Raw genomic sequence first — 14,213 nt, forward strand, 5'->3', positions numbered from 1 at the left:
GCCCCCGACCTCAGGACACCGTGAACCCTCAGGACACCGCGAAAGCCCCCGCCTTCCCCTGGATCGGCCTGCTCACGCTCGCCGGCGCCGTCTTCGTCTCCGTGACGAGCGAGTTCCTCCCGACCGGGCTCATCCCCGACATGTCGCGCGACCTCGGGGTGAGCATCTCGCTCACCGGCCAGCTCGTCACGATCTTCGCCGCGACCGTCGTCGTCGCGACGACTCCGCTGACCCTGGTGACCCAGCGCTTCTCGCGCAAGAGCCTCCTCCTCGTGGCGCTGTGCACCATCGCGGTCGCCAACGTCCTCGCCGCGCTCGCCCCCACCTTCGGGCTGCTCATCGGCGCGCGTATCCTCGGCGGGCTCGCCCACGGCCTCTTCTGGGCGATCGTCGCCGCCTACTCCGCGCACCTCGTCGCTCCGGAGCAGCTCGGCCGCGCGACCGCGATCACGGCGGGCGGCGGATCCGCGGCCTTCGTCCTCGGCGTCCCCCTGGGCACGGCGCTCGGGCACGCGTTCGGCTGGCGGCCCACCTTCGCGATCCTCGGCGGCGTCGTGCTCGTGCTCGCGCTGATCGTGGTGAAGTTCCTGCCCGCGGTCGACCACCACATCCCGCTGCGGACCGGCGAGATCCGCCTGCCGGCGCGGAAGGACCGGACGCTCCCCCGCATCATCGGCGTCTGCGTCGTCATCCTGCTGGTGCTGATCGGCCAGAACACCCTCTCGACCTACATCACGCCCTGGCTCGAGAACGCCTCCTTCGCCCCCGACACGGTGCCGCTCGTGCTCTTCGCGTTCGGCGGCGCAGGGGCGGTCGGACTCGTCCTGGCAGGCTTCGCGACCGACCGGTTCCCCCGCTCGGGCTTCGTGGTCGCCGCGATCGCGGTCGTGCTGGCGCTCGCGGGCCTGGCCGTCGCCGCGGGTACCGGCGCCGCCACGGCCGTGGTCGTCGCCGCCGTGGTCTGGAACATCGCGTTCGGCGGCATCCCGGCGATGCTCCAGACCCGGATGCTGCGCACCTCCTCCTTCCAGCTGCGGAGCCTCGCCGCGGCGCTCCAGACGACGGCGTTCAACATCGGCATCGGCGGCGGCGCGGTCGTCGGCGGACTGGCGATCGACGCGAGCGGGCTCGACGTGCTGCCGTGGGTCGCGATCGTCATCGTCGCCGTGGGGCTCGTCGTCAGCCTGATCGTCGACGCCCGGGCGACGGCGGCGGTGCGGGCGGAGGCGGTCCCTACTCGCTGATCGTGTTGATGACGGAGGAAGAACGCGTTCCGGCGCATGCCGATCCGCGTGTTCACGGTCGAGCTGGAACGTTCTTCCTCCGTTGTGAACACGGCGGCCTCCGGCCTCGCGAACGCAGCGGCGTTCCTCCGGCGCGAAGACGGGGATGTCGTCCGCACGGCCGACGCGGCGCCGCGGGGAGCAGGGGATACGGTCGAGGGATGAGAGACGGAACCCGATGAGCCCGAGCACCCTCGAGCCGCCGCTGACCCTCCCCTACTACGGGGCTCCGCCGATGGCGGCGCTCCGCCGCTTCTTCGGCAACTACCTCCGCTTCCGCGGGAGGGCGAGCCGGGCCGAGTACTGGTGGATCATCCTCCTCGGCAGCGTCCTCACAGGGCTGCTGCAGCTGGCCGACGGCGGTCCGTGGCGCCTCGACTTCACGCTGACCCCGTACCCGAGCGGCGCGCCGTTCCAGACCTTCTGGGTGTCGCTCGCCGCGGGCGCCATCGCGCTGGCGACGTTCCTCCCGTCGCTCTCGCTGATCTGGCGGCGACTGCACGACGTGAACCGCAGCGGGCTGTGGATCCTCGCGATCCTCGTGCCGATCGCCGGCTACGTGTTCCTGCTGATCCTGTTCGTGCTGCCGCCGCGGCCGGAGGGCGCGCGGTTCGACTGACCGGCGGACGCGTCGGCGGTGGAGTGCCGGACCCGGCCGACGAGTCGGCAGTGCGGCACGCCTGCCGCCCGCAGCACGACGCCCGTTCTCGCATCAACCGCAGGAACCGTGATGCGCCCGAGCCCCAGGGTCGTGTAACCGGCTTCCTTCTCACCGGTGACCCTGGACGTGCCGATCGCGAGACAGATCACTGACCAAGCGAGAGCGGCGAAGAACAGCACCAGCTGCACGAAAAGGGGCAGACGCGATCCCGGAGGAAGGACCGCGAACCCGACGAAGAGCCAGATACAGGCGACCGCCTGGGCGAGAGTTCCCCGCCCGGTGCTGAGAACACGTGTAAGCGCAGACCAACCGGGCAGCACTTCCACCCTCTCCGGCACCAGCGCAGGTACCCTCTCCGCCCCCGACATCATGCGCCCTCCGTCGGCGGCGCCAGGGCGACAGCGCCAGCGGCGCGCGCATCAGTCCGCTGCACCGCCCGATAGACCGTCGACCGCGCGACCTTGAACTCCGCCGCGAACTCGGCAACGGTGCAGTTCCCGGCACGATGCTCTGCGACCAGATGCGCCTCGATCTTCGGCGACAGCTTCGGCTGACGGCCACGCAGACGCCCCTTGGCCTTCGCGACCTTCATCCCCTCACGAGTGCGGGCACGAATCAGATCCCCCTCGAACTCCGCGACCATCGCGAGCACGTCGAACAGCAGCCGGCAGATCGGATCCTCCGGATCGTGGACCGATCCCCCGATGCTGAGCCTCACCCCGCGGCGGGTCAGCTCATCAACGATGTCGCGAGCGTCTGTGATGGACCGCGCGAGCCGGTCGAGCTTCGTCACGAGCAGAGTCGATCCGGCGTCGCACGCAGCCAGCGCCTCTCGTAGCGCGGGACGCTCGCGGTTCCGGCCGGTCAGACCCGAGTCGGCGTAGATCCGATCGGATGGGACGCCGGCCGCCCGGAGCGCGTCCCGCTAAGCGGTCGCATCCTGCTTGTCGGTTGAGACGCGGGCGTATCCCACGAGCGACCGTGCGCTCAGTGTGTCAGTTGACGCCCCACCATCGGGCATCTCATCGGGCGGGTCTATTGCGACAAACAGCGCCGCGAGATTCCGGTCTCATGCGCGGCCATCCTGGGCGGCCGGATGACGACCCCTCATCGGACGCCGGACGCATCGACGCACTAGCCCTCCGAGGCTCGCGCCGCACTACCGTCGAATGCGCCCGCCCAAGGCACCCCTAATCCAGTAAGGGGGTGTCCTGCCCGCAGCACGGTGAGGGTGGCAGCCCGTTCGAGCCGGGCCGGGTCAGAGGAGCCTCGCGCTGCGGGCGCGAGGCTCCCGCTCGACGCGGAGAGCGATTCCCTATCGGTACGCATGTCCAAATCCTCGCGCATCGAACAGGGGCCGGAGAGGCTCCTCGACGCCGGAGCGGCTGTCCTCATCTACTCCGGAGGTGTCCGTTAGGGGGACTTGGGTTCAGCCGGTCGTTGCAATACCACCGTGAGTCGGAGTGTTGGCGATGGGATCGAAGTTGAAGCAGCGTGCCCGGGGTGGCGCGGTTCTGGGAGCTGCCGAGGGAAGGGTCGAGTCGGTCGGCGGCCCGTGATGCTGTCGGCGTGCCGGTGAAGAGCCGCTCAACGGAGCAATCAGCTGCTTTCCGTCCGTCGCCTCGCAGGGGGTGTCTGCTCGGATCTTATGCTTGATTCGTCACATTGTTTAGTGGTTCAGTATCGCGTCGACGTTTTCGGTCGTTCCGTATCCCACCATTCGATGAGGTTGGCGTGCAAGATTAGCGCGAAGGCTTCGACTGCAAGGTCGCCTCCGGTGGTCAGGGAATCGATTGCGGCAGGGTCCCACTGGTCGAGATTCACTACCTCGTCAGTGGAGGTGGGTGTAGCTCGAATGGTTGTGTCAACGCTCCATCCGTTTGAGCTGTGGGTTGCGGTAGCCGCGATGACGTCGTACGGGGTGGGGTAGTGGCGGCGCATCCACCCCACGACGTCGGCGAGGTCGCGGGTGTCGGTCAATCGTTCTCGATCGGGGTGTAGACGGGGCATCCGGTCCCGTAGGGCGGTTGGATGATGGGTGCGGCGGTGGTGATGCTGGTAGATCGGGTGTTTATGGTGCTGTCGATTTTGTAGGCGTTGACGATGCCGATGGGGTTAGCGAGGGGATCGGAGCCGTTGTAGGCGTTATATCCGAAGAGAACGAAGTAGACGGGTGTGCAGTTTGCGTCGTAGAGCGTCTTAGACGCCTGAGCTCCCGGGTGCGTAGAGGCCGTAGCTGAGTGTCTGCTGAATATCGAAGTTGGTGTCCGCGTCAAAGTGGCCGCGAGCGATGATGTGATTCAGTCCGAACCGGGAATTTCCGCAACGCAGCGGCAAGTCCCCCTGGTCGTTGCTGTAGCTGCCGAGCGAGTGGTCGTACGTCTGTCCGTCGCAGGAATGAGTGTTCAGTCCTGGTACGTCAGCCTGAGCGGCAGGTGCGACAACCGTACCCAGGACGAGCGCAACGAACACCGTGGCGATTTTGCCAGCGGACCGATTTCGTGAGGTGTGCATGACTATTACGACCTTCATCCAAGTCCCCGCGCTCACCCCTTGTGAGCGGTCGTCGTGCACGTCTAGGTCTACTCCGCATAGCTCGGCTATACAACCCTGGGTGTTGCCGACACCCGGGCTTGGCAGCGGGACACACATGCCCTTCGAAGATCATCAGTGGGACAGTGTTCGTGGCAGCGAGCTGCAAGTTGGCGTCTGCGGGAGGGCCGTTCCCCGCACCAGCCCGGCGCGCGGGATGCGCCGCGCGCGGGCGCGGGCGGCAGCGTTCCGCAGGACAGCCGCTCGCGGCCATCACTGCTACTGCAGCGACCAGCGCCAGTTCCGAGCGCAGTAGGAACATCCCGCGCTGATGTCCTCCGGCCCGAACGTCGGAGTAATGATCGACGGTGCGAGCTTCACCGCCACATGCTTCGCGGGACGATACCGCTGCCCGCAGACGTCTAGGCGCCCGGCCAACCATCCCCATACGGAACGGATGCAGCGCCCGTTCCTTGGTCCGTGTCACGCCGGCGGTGCACCGCGCTTCGCGCGCGTGGTTACGGGATGAACTCTTGGGACCAGTAATCGGCCCGCACCTTCAGGAGAGGTCCCTCGATGGCGGAACTGACCGTGATGGTGCGCGGGTCCCAAAGCGTTCCTGCGATGCGCGCTTGCGGCGTCGTTCCGAGCTCGCTCGACAGCTGCTCGGGAGTCATCGCGTCGGGCGGGCGCACCGAGAACAGCCGCCAGCATCCACCGGAGGCGCACTCGACGGTCTCGCTGACGAGCTCGCTTCCGGCCGGAAAGTCGATGGCCGAGGCCGCCGGCACGTCCCCCTCGGTCCGGAAGACGGCCAGACCGGCGTAGTACACGAAAGCGCAGAGGACGGCTGCAGCCGCGATCGTCGCTCCCGCGACGACGAGCGGGTGTCCGCGCTTTCGGGGCTCATCCATAAGTCCGGACCCTAGCAAGGCGCTGTAGCCCCTAGCTGGCCTCAGCGGAGGGAACCGCGACCACTCCATCCAGTCGCCCCAACCGCACGACCAAGGGAAGAGCGAGGACGTCGCTTACGCTGAGCCAGTGGGGACATTCTCGAAGGCGCGAAAAACGGTCGCGATCGCAGCATGCCTGATCGTCGTCACGGGATGCACGCCACAGCCTGAACCGCCGGCTCCGCCTCCGGTGTCCACAGACAGCAGCTCCGACGCCGCACTGACCGGTGACCTTGGCGTGGCAACGTTCACGGGGAGCGATGGGACGGCCGGCAGCATCCGTTTGAGTGCGGCTGATGGCCGGCTGGCTCTGGCATCAGACGAGCTCGACATTCCCGCCGCGACCGCATCTTCCTCAGGTTCCGTTGCGGTCATGGCAGCGCTGGACCCGATCGATGAGGGCGCCACCTGTTTCGACATTGCTTTCCCAATGGGTCTCGCGGATGCGGAGCCAGGGAAGCCCTACAAGGCCTGGCGGAACCTCGCAGAGTTCCACGGCGACCCGACAGCGATCGATCAGCTCGTCATCACCACCAAGCCCCAGAACGACCCCGACTGCTCGATGAGGATCATTGCTGTCGCTGACGTCCAATGGAGCGTGAAGCCTCAACGCAGTGATCTCGTCGCCCAGGACGCCGGGCCGCGTGCAGCAGCGCGTGGCGAAACGACATCGACGGACGGAATGCCGACGTCGTACACGGTCGCTCGCAACGACCTCGCAGAGGACGTCGCGGCACGATTCGACATGACGGCCGATGACCTGTTCTACCTCAACCCGTTCCGCTTCCCTTCCGACGAAATTCTGCGCGTCGGCGAAGAATTGAACCTCACCGTCGCGGCGCGATGACCTCCACGCGGGCCACTCGATACCGGGCCTGACGTTCCGGCTCTTGATCAATCTGGTGGAGCGCGGTGCATGATGTCCCGATGAACGTTGGAGAGCCCCCGCGACCGAGTGCAGCGACGCCCATCGTTCTCGCCTTGGTTTTCGGTGGGCTTGCAGCCGCCGTGGGAGCCGTAGCCTCCATCTACATGTGGGACCCGAGCGAGACGTGCAGGACCCGCGGCGGAGGCAGCCTGACGGGAGAGGGGTTCCTCTGGAACCCGCTGTGCTCGGACGGGTCAACCGTTCAGCCGATATGGATGACGTTGACGACTGCTGCGGCGTTGATCGTGGCTGTGACATGCGTCGTCCTCGCGGCCATCCGCCAAGCTGAACGTGACGGACGCGAAACTGCGTCGCCCGACGTTCTGCACGACTACTCGCGCCAGACCCTGCCGGAAGACAACGGTCTCCGCAAGCTGGGCGACGAATGGTGACAGACGGTGACTCTCAGGGGTTCTATCGTCTCGCCGTAGCAATGCGGCGTGCATCGGTCTACTGATCCGCGTTCGGGCGACCGCTCAACGATCCCCTATCGGACGCTCACTAGACCAGCTCCGTACGGGACGACGCGAGCGCTAGTCTGCTCGCCGTGATCCTTGATCTAGAGCCCGGCGACGCGCGGTGGGCGGCCGCTCTTCCCGTCCTCCGCGAGCTGCGGCCCCATCTCACTGACGAATTGCTCGAGCTGGTACTGCGAGAAGGCGCGCCCCAAGGTCTCCGCTTCACCGCTCTACTGCAAGACGATCGCTGCGTGGCTGTCGCCGGCTGGCGAGTAGTCGTCAACACGAGCGCCATCAGGAAGCTCTACATCGATGACCTGTCCACCGCCGCCGCCGAGCGATCCCACGGCCACGGCGCGGCACTCCTAACCGCGCTGGCGGAGCGCGGTCGGGAACTGGGGTGCAGCGCGATCGAGCTCGACTCCGGCGTGCAACGCTTCGAGGCGCATCGCTTCTACCTGCGCGAACGGATGGACATCACCGCCCATCACTTCGCTCGACGGCTCAACCAGTAAGAGCAACGTGCGTCCTCCCCGCACCGTTCGGTAGAGGATCCCCGTACGGGACGACGGCCTGCCATGAGGAGGATCGTCGGACAGCAAGCGGGAAGCCCCTGCCGCTCGGCACCGTGCAAGATGACGGTCGTGTCGAAGAAATCCCGCCGAGAACCAAGGGTTCATGCTGATCAGACAGACGCCATGGACTGTTCGGAGCGCACAGGCCTCGACGCGTCTCTGCAACGAGGAAGCAAGGGAGCCGAGTCAGTGAATGCTGAGATCCCAGACGAGCTGTTTGCGCAGGTCGAAGTGGTCGAGGGAAGACCGCTCTCCTGGTACCTGGCCCGCGCACGGCAAGTGATCGTTGCCATGATTCTGTGCGTTGGCGTCGGCGCCTTCCTCGGGGTCGTACTCGGGAGCCTCTGGGTAGCCCTGGCGATCGTGGCAGTCGCGGGTTCTCTTTACGCCTACTTTTCCCTCATCCTCGGTCCCCGCATGGTGGACGTGTCCAAGCGAGAGAGCGCCGCCGGCTACACGACGAGCCCGACCGCGATTGCTGGGCTCCCTGAAGTGAATTTTGAGACCCGACGGATCGTTCGGCGAGTGGGCAAGAAAGCTCTGGACGACGGGGAACGTGTCGATCGAGAAGAAGCGCGACGCCTCGGCCCATGACGCCAGTTTCCGGTCGCTCTCGTCATCAGACGCGACCAGTGGACCTTCTTTCTGCGGGATGCGCGCCAAGAAGCTGCCGGACGCCATCGGTAGCTACAGCTTCGCGGAGCGAGCCCGAGAAGCAGCACGGGAAGCATCGGACCCACCACCCGAACCCGATAGGTGGGTCCTCGAGACGTGGAGCGACAGCGAGCTGCGCCGCAGCGTTCGGCTCTGATGACGTTCGGGCGGTGCGCTGGTGGCTCTACTGTGGCGGTGCGGTCGAGAAGTGGGGACTTCGCTGACGCCGCACGCGACAGACCGGTAGGGGTCCGCCGGTGTCGCCCTGCTCTCGGCCGCGACGCACAGAGCGGCCGAGAGCAGCACTCACCGCTTCAGCGGCCCGCTGAACGATCCCCATACGGGATGTCCTGCTCCGGGCAGGTTCCGATTCACCGTCGTGGCGCCATTTCTTCGGTAGAGGCGATCCGCTCTCCGGAGATGTCAACCTGGACCGGCGCGGTGCTGTCGAGACCTTCGGGTGCATCGAGCACGAAGCTCCACAGCGCGGCGTCCTCCTGACATCCGGCGGGGTCGACCTGCTGCTTCGTCTCGATCAGCAGGCGGTCCGGAGCCAGGACTTCAATCGTGACGGGGACGACCGGGCAGTTCCCACTTCCCGTGAGGGTCAGCTCAAAGCCATCTCCGTCATCGAGCCAGCGGACCCGACTCGCCTCGAATGCCTCGACACCACCTCGATAGAAGGAGCGATACACCGCCCCTTCTGGAGCTGGCTCACTCGACCCCAGCCCCGGTAGCCTCTGCGGCTCGGCACGTGCGCAGCCGAGCATCAGCAACCCGATCCCACAAAGCCCGACCACCATCACTGCACGCCCTCGCATGCGCGACAGCCTAAGCGGCGCGTCCGGTCGCAGGAGCGATCCAGGACCGCAGAGATATCCCCGACCGAACTCGCTCTCCGCGGTGGAGCCGCTGCGTCAGAATGCGTCTCTGACCGACCCCTTACGGGACGGCCGCGCTCCGTTTCCAGGGCTCGACTACCTGCGCCGAAACGCTCCATACAGCGCGCCGAGGACGATCAGACTGCCGATTCCGACGAGGACCCAGGTACGAGGATCCTCGTTGACGCTGGTGCACACGCCTGGCGAGTTCACGTACTCCGCGCAGCTACCCGAACGGTCACTGGCGAGAAAGACCACCGCGACGAGAGCAACGAACGCGATCGCGAGCCACCACCACCGAACGCGCCGCCGAACCAATGCACCCATGGCCAGACTGTACGACGACAGTGCTTTGTTGAGGAGGTGGTCAGGTCTCGATGGTTCATCGATGTGATCACCTGCCGCTGGCCTCTACCGGCGGAGGCGACCGGTGCCAGAAGGTGACAGGAGCGTTAAGTACCCCTGAGCTGTCCCCACCCGAAGAAGCTCTCCGCGATGAAGTCTTGAAGGTCGCTCTGCACGGCTAGAGCGAGGACCGACAGGGGGGCGCCGCTCTGAAGCTCTCGCGATGAGCCCGTCTCGTCGAGGACAGCCCACTGCGCGATGACACTGCCATCATCGAGGCGATCCGCAGGGCTCAGAGGAGAACCGTCCGGCCACTCTGCGAGCCGCACGAAGTGCAGCTGAAGCGACGAGCGTTCTTCCCCGTGCAGCATCTCCTCGAACACGGGAACGAGCGCCAGTCGAAGCTCCTCGATCGTCGTCACCGCACACCAACGCCGTCGAGGTAGACGTTCTCGCTGAGCGGCGTCCACGTCTCTTCCGCGCCCGCGCCGTCCGGGACGACGTGGAACGTGTTCCGACCGATCGTGGCGTCGAAGTCGCCGGCCCCGCAGCTCTGGTCCCACGTGTCCTCGTCAGCGAAGCTCGTCAGGCACGTCGTGCCCGGATCGCTCGTGCGCGCCAGGAACAGCGATCGGTCTCCGACTCGGCTGACGAGCCGGGAGCTGGTCTCGTCCATCTCGGACCAGGAGGCCTGCGGAGGGAGCGTCGGGAACGTATCGGCGTCGGTCGCTGCCCGGTCGAGGTCCGCGAAGGTGAGCAGCGGCCGCTCGGTAGTGGTGAAGCACCCGCTGAGCGAGGCCGCGACGGCGGCAGAAACGACCGTGGCGGCGAGGGTTCGAGCGGTCACCCTTACGATGCTGCGCGGTCGACTTGTCCAGGTCACGAGGTCAGCCTAGGAAGCGCGGGACCAAGGCGCGCCCTTTCCGGAAACTAGGGTGAGGGGATGTTCCCCGAGCTCGGCACCGCGTTTCTCGCGGGCGCGCTCGCTCTGCTCTCCCCCTGCGCTGCACCGATCCTCCCCGGCATCGTCGGCGCCCTCACCTCGACAGGGAACGGACGTGCTCGACCGTCTCGGCAGGTGTGGTCGATCCTCGCGTTCGCGGTCGGTGCCGCGCTCGTGCTGATCGGGTCGGTGGCGCTGCTGCTCGCGTTCGGGGCGAACGTGAACCTCGCTCGGCCGCCGTACACGTTCATCGCCGGCGGACTGCTCATCGGTGCCGGCCTCTATTCCCTCGGCGTCCTCCGGATTCCGTGGATCACGAAGACCTCCACCCCAGGCGGCTCGGTCGCGAAAGCGCTGCTTCTCGGAGTCAGCTGCGCCGCCGTCTGGTACCCCTGCCTCGGCCCGTCCCTCGCCATCGCCTACGGCCTTGCCTCCAACATCGACACCGTGGGACTCGGCGTGGCGCTAGGGTTCGTCTACTTCCTCGGCATGCTCACCCCGCTGTTCCTGCTCGGACTCGTCCTCGCCCGCGCAGCACGCTCACGCCGCTGGCTGCGCCGCATCGGCGCCTACGCCAACAAGGCCGTCGCCGTGCTCCTCATCGCGATCGGCGTCCTCGTCATCACGGGACTCTGGAACTCCGTGTCGCTGTGGATCGTGGACAACTCAAGCTGGTTTCCCACCCTCTGACCTTCGGGTGGGAAGTGTCGCACTGGGCGATCCCCTACCGGACACCACATCCTCTCAGGCCGCTGTTCTGGGAGAGTGGACTGAATCGTGAGGGGCACCAATGATTGATGCGCGGCGGACCGTAGAGATGGATCGGCTGCCCGGAGGGTTCCGATGAACGGTCCGCGCGAAGTGCTCGGCCTTCCGCCCTTCGCGCTGTTCTGGAGCGCAACGACCATCCGCTCTTTCGGCAGTGCGATCGCGGGTGTCGCGTTCCAGGTGCTGATCGTCTCGGTACTGAACGCAACGCCTGCGGAGATCAGCATTCTCGCGGCGCTCGGCGTAGTGCCGTACCTGCTGTTCGGTCTGATCGTGGGCGCGCTCATGGATCGGTGGCGGCGCCAGCGGACGTTGGTCGTCACCAGCATCGGGCGTGCGCTGATTCTGGGAATGATCCCCGTCCTTCTCCTTCTCGATGCGTTCACCTTCTGGTCACTCGCCGCGGCAGTCCTGCTGCTCGGTGTCCTGACCTTGTTCGCGGACTCCGCCGCGCAGCCGTTCCTCCCGCAGATCGTTCCCCGGTCGTCCTTGGTGATGGCCAACGCGCGACTGGGCCAGAGCGAGACCCTGGCGGGAACGGCAGGACCCGCGCTCGGCGGAGCACTGCTCAACCTGATCGGCTCACCACTCCTGCTCGCCTTCGACGCTGCCATCAACGCGGTGTCGGCGGTGCTGCAATCACGCATCAAGGTGGAGGAGCGCCGGCCCGATCGCCGCGCACCAGGCCGTCACATCGGTCACGACATCCTCGAGGGAATGCGATTCACCTACCGGCACCGCACCCTCCGGCCGCTCGCGCTCTCCGTCCACGCCTGGTTCCTCGGCAACAGCATCGTGACGACGGTGTTCGCGGTGTTCGTTCTCCGAGAGCTGTCCCTGCCCGCTTGGGCGTTCGGCGTCTCGCTCGCGTTCGGCGGCGTCGGTGGCCTCCTCGGAGCTCTCGTCGCACCTGCTGTCGGGGCGCGGGTCGGAGCGGGTCGTGCGATCCTGCTGGGCCGTGCGCTCGTCATCCTGCCCTGGCTGGCACTCGCCGTTCTTCCCCTCGACGTGGACAGCGGCCTCGGTCTCCTGCTTCCCGTCGTCTGCGCCGTGCAGTTCGTCTACGGGCTGTCGATGGGTATTGAGGATGCCAACGACACGGGATACCGGCAAGCGATCGCGCCCGACGAGATCCAGGGCCGCATGAACTCCACCATCCGCACAGCGAATCGCGTCGTGTTTCTCTTCGGTGCGCTGTTGACCGGCGTCCTCGTAACGGCTTGGGGCTACAACCTGACGATCGGAGCGGCGGCGATCGCCTTCACCGCAGCCGCGCTCATCGTCGCACTCTCCCCCCTGCGCAATGCCCGCCACGAAGACGCAGAGATCTCTCCCGAGCAGGCTCCCGACTCGATGGACGAGACAACTCGCTAAGCGAGCCCGCCTGACGCCAAGTTGAGGTGTGCTCCAAACGAGCGCTCTCTGCCGCCATAATGCGATCGCAGAACACCGCCACAGAGCGATCATCTCTACATTTCGCGGCGGTCGGTGTCGCTCATGCGTGTACCGGTGAACGATCCCCATACGGAACGCTCCATCGACTCTCCCGTGGGTGCGAGACTCGGAAGAAGACCCATCGTTACAGTGCCAGCGCTCCTCTCCTTCGCAGCGCGGTACGTTGTGCTGACGAGGCACAGGGGGATGCGGTGGAATCGACAACGCGCCTGAGGTGGGTGACCGGAGCCGCAGTGATGGCGCTCACGACGACGCTCATGGCCGGGTGTTCCGGCCCCGACACCGAGGCCTACTCCGATTTCAAGCGGGCACAAGACGAGCGAGACGCTCTTCCCGACGTCGGCACTGTAGGAGACGGCTACGACCCCGCCTCGATCCGTTACGTCGGCTCAGCCGACGGATTGGACGTCTGGATCGGGTCGCAGATCACGACCGGAGGCCGGTGCGTGATCGTGGACGGAGAAGGCGACAACGAAGACGGAAGCGGCTGCGGGGATGAGTTGTCGCTGAACGGAGCATGGGTCGTTCAGATACACACCGATGGCGCCGGTCCGGACGACGCTGATGGCCTCGACTGGACGAGCCTCGGTGAGAACGTCTCTATCCGCCGGTACTAACCACCCCGTTCCTCACGTCGACCGCGCGGACGAGCATGTGAGAACGACCCCTACCGGCCGTCCGGTCGACCATGGTTCACCGGGCGCGCGAATTTCAAAGCGAGCACGGTCCGCGGTCGACCCGGGAGCCTCGTCGTGACTGCTCGTGCACCTCACCGTCCCGAGTGTCGCCGAGGACCTCTGGAAGGTTTCGGGGGATGCGCAACACCCATCCCCTCGTGAGTAGACGGTGAAGAAGTTCGGTGCAGCTCGTTAGAGGTCGGTGAGGGCTCTCGTGCCGGCCTCGATGTTCTCGTAGCGGCAGACTTCAGTCACGGTATCGAGACGAGTGACGAGCCGCTTCTCGCGGTCGACTGTCATGGTTCCGAGTAAATGGGCATCGGCCTGGTGCTGAAGCCGGATCACGGTTTCACGGTCCGCTCGGGTCGCCCCGACCATCCGGTAGGCGTCGTTTGGCCGGCCCCAGACGGGCAGGTTCAGAGGAAACCCCAGGCGAGCGGCGAGAGGTTCTGGCATCAGCTGGTTCGTCGACAGGTCCCGAGGGTCACCTGCTGCGATGTACCGGCCGGTCGTCGCGTTGAGCGAGTCGGTCACGCCAGTCCGGTCATCAACGCACAGATACGACGCCTGCCCGGGCCAAAATTCGAGCTGATACGTCTCGATACGACCGCGCTCCTGGCGGGTAGCAGTGCATCGGTACGAGGATCGCTTTCGCCAGTTGGTCATGATGGCGATCGCCTCAACGAGGACGTCGAACTCGCTCCAAACCCTGGAGGTCACCCCCGATCGATCACCTTCCCGGGCCTCTCGGCCGCCGACGTGTCCGAAGCTCGAGTCAGCCTCGCTCATGGATCCGTTCAGTTGTTCAGCGCCCATCTCTCGACCCTTGCACGATCGTCCGTGGGCGTCCTCTGAGCCACACTCTCCGTCGACCTTCAATCAGCGACACCAGGGTGCTGCGGGCTGTCCCGTATGGGGATCCTCCTACGGGGCGAGGCGGTCGCGGGGTGGAACACTCTGCGATAGCTTCACGACCGGGGGTGGTCATGGTGGAAGTGCTCAAGGGCGTGAGCCTGCTCGCGTCGGGTGTCGTGATCGCCTTCCTCTGCTCGGTGTCGGGGTTTCAGGCCGGCGTTCGTGCGGACCTGGATCAGACCGGG

Annotated in this window: 15 protein-coding genes and 1 pseudogene; 8 read left to right on the plus strand and 8 right to left on the minus strand. The window is 66.3% G+C overall.

The window, feature by feature from the left end; translation table 11 throughout:
* Together C5B95_RS16605 and C5B95_RS16610 are read left to right on the plus strand one after the other, a co-directional pair.
* Positions 1-1,244: MFS transporter (locus tag C5B95_RS16605; protein ID WP_219813009.1), on the plus strand; the 1,244-nt coding region annotated here is incomplete at its 5' end.
* Between the two features lie 217 nt (positions 1,245-1,461).
* Positions 1,462-1,902 carry a DUF805 domain-containing protein gene (locus tag C5B95_RS16610; protein WP_104250042.1) on the plus strand — a complete coding sequence of 147 codons (441 nt, stop codon included), beginning with the start codon at positions 1,462-1,464 and terminating at the stop codon, positions 1,900-1,902.
* Between the two features lie 409 nt (positions 1,903-2,311).
* On the opposite strand, the pseudogene C5B95_RS16615 reads toward C5B95_RS16610, so the two are convergent.
* Positions 2,312-2,965 (minus strand): annotated as a pseudogene (locus C5B95_RS16615) (recombinase family protein).
* A 2,029-nt stretch (positions 2,966-4,994) separates the two neighbouring features.
* The gene (locus C5B95_RS16620) at positions 4,995-5,390 is read right to left on the minus strand and encodes a hypothetical protein (protein ID WP_104260795.1); all 396 of its coding nucleotides are present in this window, start codon (positions 5,388-5,390) and stop codon (positions 4,995-4,997) included.
* 127 nt (positions 5,391-5,517) lie between these two features.
* On the opposite strand from C5B95_RS16620, the gene C5B95_RS16625 reads away from it, so the two are divergent.
* The 3 genes from C5B95_RS16625 to C5B95_RS16635 all read left to right on the plus strand — a co-directional run bounded on the left by C5B95_RS16625 (position 5,518) and on the right by C5B95_RS16635 (position 7,330).
* Positions 5,518-6,276 carry a LysM domain-containing protein gene (locus C5B95_RS16625; protein WP_146076640.1) on the plus strand — a complete coding sequence of 253 codons (759 nt, stop codon included), beginning with the start codon at positions 5,518-5,520 and terminating at the stop codon, positions 6,274-6,276.
* A gap of 296 nt (positions 6,277-6,572) precedes the next feature.
* On the plus strand, positions 6,573-6,749 hold the full coding sequence (locus tag C5B95_RS17650) for a hypothetical protein (RefSeq protein ID WP_181068118.1): 177 nt from the start codon (positions 6,573-6,575) through the stop codon (positions 6,747-6,749).
* 155 nt (positions 6,750-6,904) lie between these two features.
* A complete protein-coding gene (locus C5B95_RS16635; RefSeq protein WP_104349659.1) occupies positions 6,905-7,330 on the plus strand; it encodes a GNAT family N-acetyltransferase in 426 nt (141 codons plus the stop codon).
* Between the two features lie 246 nt (positions 7,331-7,576).
* On the opposite strand, the gene C5B95_RS17270 is transcribed toward C5B95_RS16635, so the two are convergent.
* From C5B95_RS17270 to C5B95_RS16655, 5 genes are all read right to left on the minus strand, one after another.
* Positions 7,577-8,071: a hypothetical protein gene (locus tag C5B95_RS17270; RefSeq protein WP_146076641.1), complete on the minus strand. Its 495-nt coding sequence runs from the start codon at positions 8,069-8,071 to the stop codon at positions 7,577-7,579.
* Positions 8,072-8,415: 344 nt separating this feature from the next.
* Entirely contained in the window at positions 8,416-8,739 is a 324-nt protein-coding gene (locus C5B95_RS16645) for a hypothetical protein (RefSeq protein ID WP_104288855.1), read from the minus strand.
* Positions 8,740-9,021: 282 nt separating this feature from the next.
* A complete protein-coding gene (locus tag C5B95_RS17275; RefSeq protein ID WP_146076642.1) occupies positions 9,022-9,252 on the minus strand; it encodes a DUF4179 domain-containing protein in 231 nt (76 codons plus the stop codon).
* Positions 9,253-9,377: 125 nt separating this feature from the next.
* Positions 9,378-9,692 (minus strand): hypothetical protein, encoded by a 315-nt coding sequence (locus tag C5B95_RS16650; protein WP_104288854.1) that lies wholly within the window; start codon positions 9,690-9,692, stop codon positions 9,378-9,380.
* A complete protein-coding gene (locus C5B95_RS16655) occupies positions 9,689-10,117 on the minus strand; it encodes a hypothetical protein (protein WP_104349661.1) in 429 nt (142 codons plus the stop codon). The genes C5B95_RS16650 and C5B95_RS16655 overlap by 4 nt, the downstream gene beginning before the upstream one ends.
* Before the next feature lie 96 nt (positions 10,118-10,213).
* On the opposite strand from C5B95_RS16655, the gene C5B95_RS16660 reads away from it, so the two are divergent.
* From C5B95_RS16660 to C5B95_RS16670, 3 genes are all read left to right on the plus strand, one after another.
* Positions 10,214-10,903, plus strand: a complete 690-nt coding sequence (locus C5B95_RS16660; protein ID WP_104349662.1) for a cytochrome c biogenesis CcdA family protein — start codon at positions 10,214-10,216, stop codon at positions 10,901-10,903.
* A 153-nt stretch (positions 10,904-11,056) separates the two neighbouring features.
* The gene (locus C5B95_RS16665) at positions 11,057-12,355 is read left to right on the plus strand and encodes an MFS transporter (protein ID WP_104349663.1); all 1,299 of its coding nucleotides are present in this window, start codon (positions 11,057-11,059) and stop codon (positions 12,353-12,355) included.
* Positions 12,356-12,627: 272 nt separating this feature from the next.
* Entirely contained in the window at positions 12,628-13,053 is a 426-nt protein-coding gene (locus C5B95_RS16670) for a hypothetical protein (RefSeq protein WP_146076643.1), read from the plus strand.
* Between the two features lie 252 nt (positions 13,054-13,305).
* Here C5B95_RS16670 and C5B95_RS16675 read toward each other — a convergent pair whose 3' ends face one another.
* Positions 13,306-13,929, minus strand: coding sequence for a hypothetical protein (locus C5B95_RS16675; protein WP_146076644.1), 624 nt, complete (start codon positions 13,927-13,929; stop codon positions 13,306-13,308).
* Positions 13,930-14,213 lie beyond the last annotated feature (284 nt).

This window comes from Rathayibacter sp. AY1A7 (assembly GCF_002930845.1).
GTDB lineage: Bacteria > Actinomycetota > Actinomycetes > Actinomycetales > Microbacteriaceae > Rathayibacter.

Bases quoted from the DNA above. Each gene is read 5' to 3' on its own strand.
- C5B95_RS16610 (WP_104250042.1), top strand. From the start codon at position 1,462: ATGAGCCCGAGCACCCTCGAGCCGCCGCTGACCCTCCCCTACTACGGG.
- C5B95_RS16620 (WP_104260795.1), bottom strand. From the start codon at position 5,390: ATGGATGAGCCCCGAAAGCGCGGACACCCGCTCGTCGTCGCGGGAGCG.
- C5B95_RS17650 (WP_181068118.1), top strand. From the start codon at position 6,573: ATGACGTTGACGACTGCTGCGGCGTTGATCGTGGCTGTGACATGCGTC.
- C5B95_RS17270 (WP_146076641.1), bottom strand. From the start codon at position 8,071: ATGGCGTCCGGCAGCTTCTTGGCGCGCATCCCGCAGAAAGAAGGTCCA.
- C5B95_RS17275 (WP_146076642.1), bottom strand. From the start codon at position 9,252: ATGGGTGCATTGGTTCGGCGGCGCGTTCGGTGGTGGTGGCTCGCGATC.
- C5B95_RS16660 (WP_104349662.1), top strand. From the start codon at position 10,214: ATGTTCCCCGAGCTCGGCACCGCGTTTCTCGCGGGCGCGCTCGCTCTG.
- C5B95_RS16665 (WP_104349663.1), top strand. From the start codon at position 11,057: ATGAACGGTCCGCGCGAAGTGCTCGGCCTTCCGCCCTTCGCGCTGTTC.
- C5B95_RS16675 (WP_146076644.1), bottom strand. From the start codon at position 13,929: ATGGGCGCTGAACAACTGAACGGATCCATGAGCGAGGCTGACTCGAGC.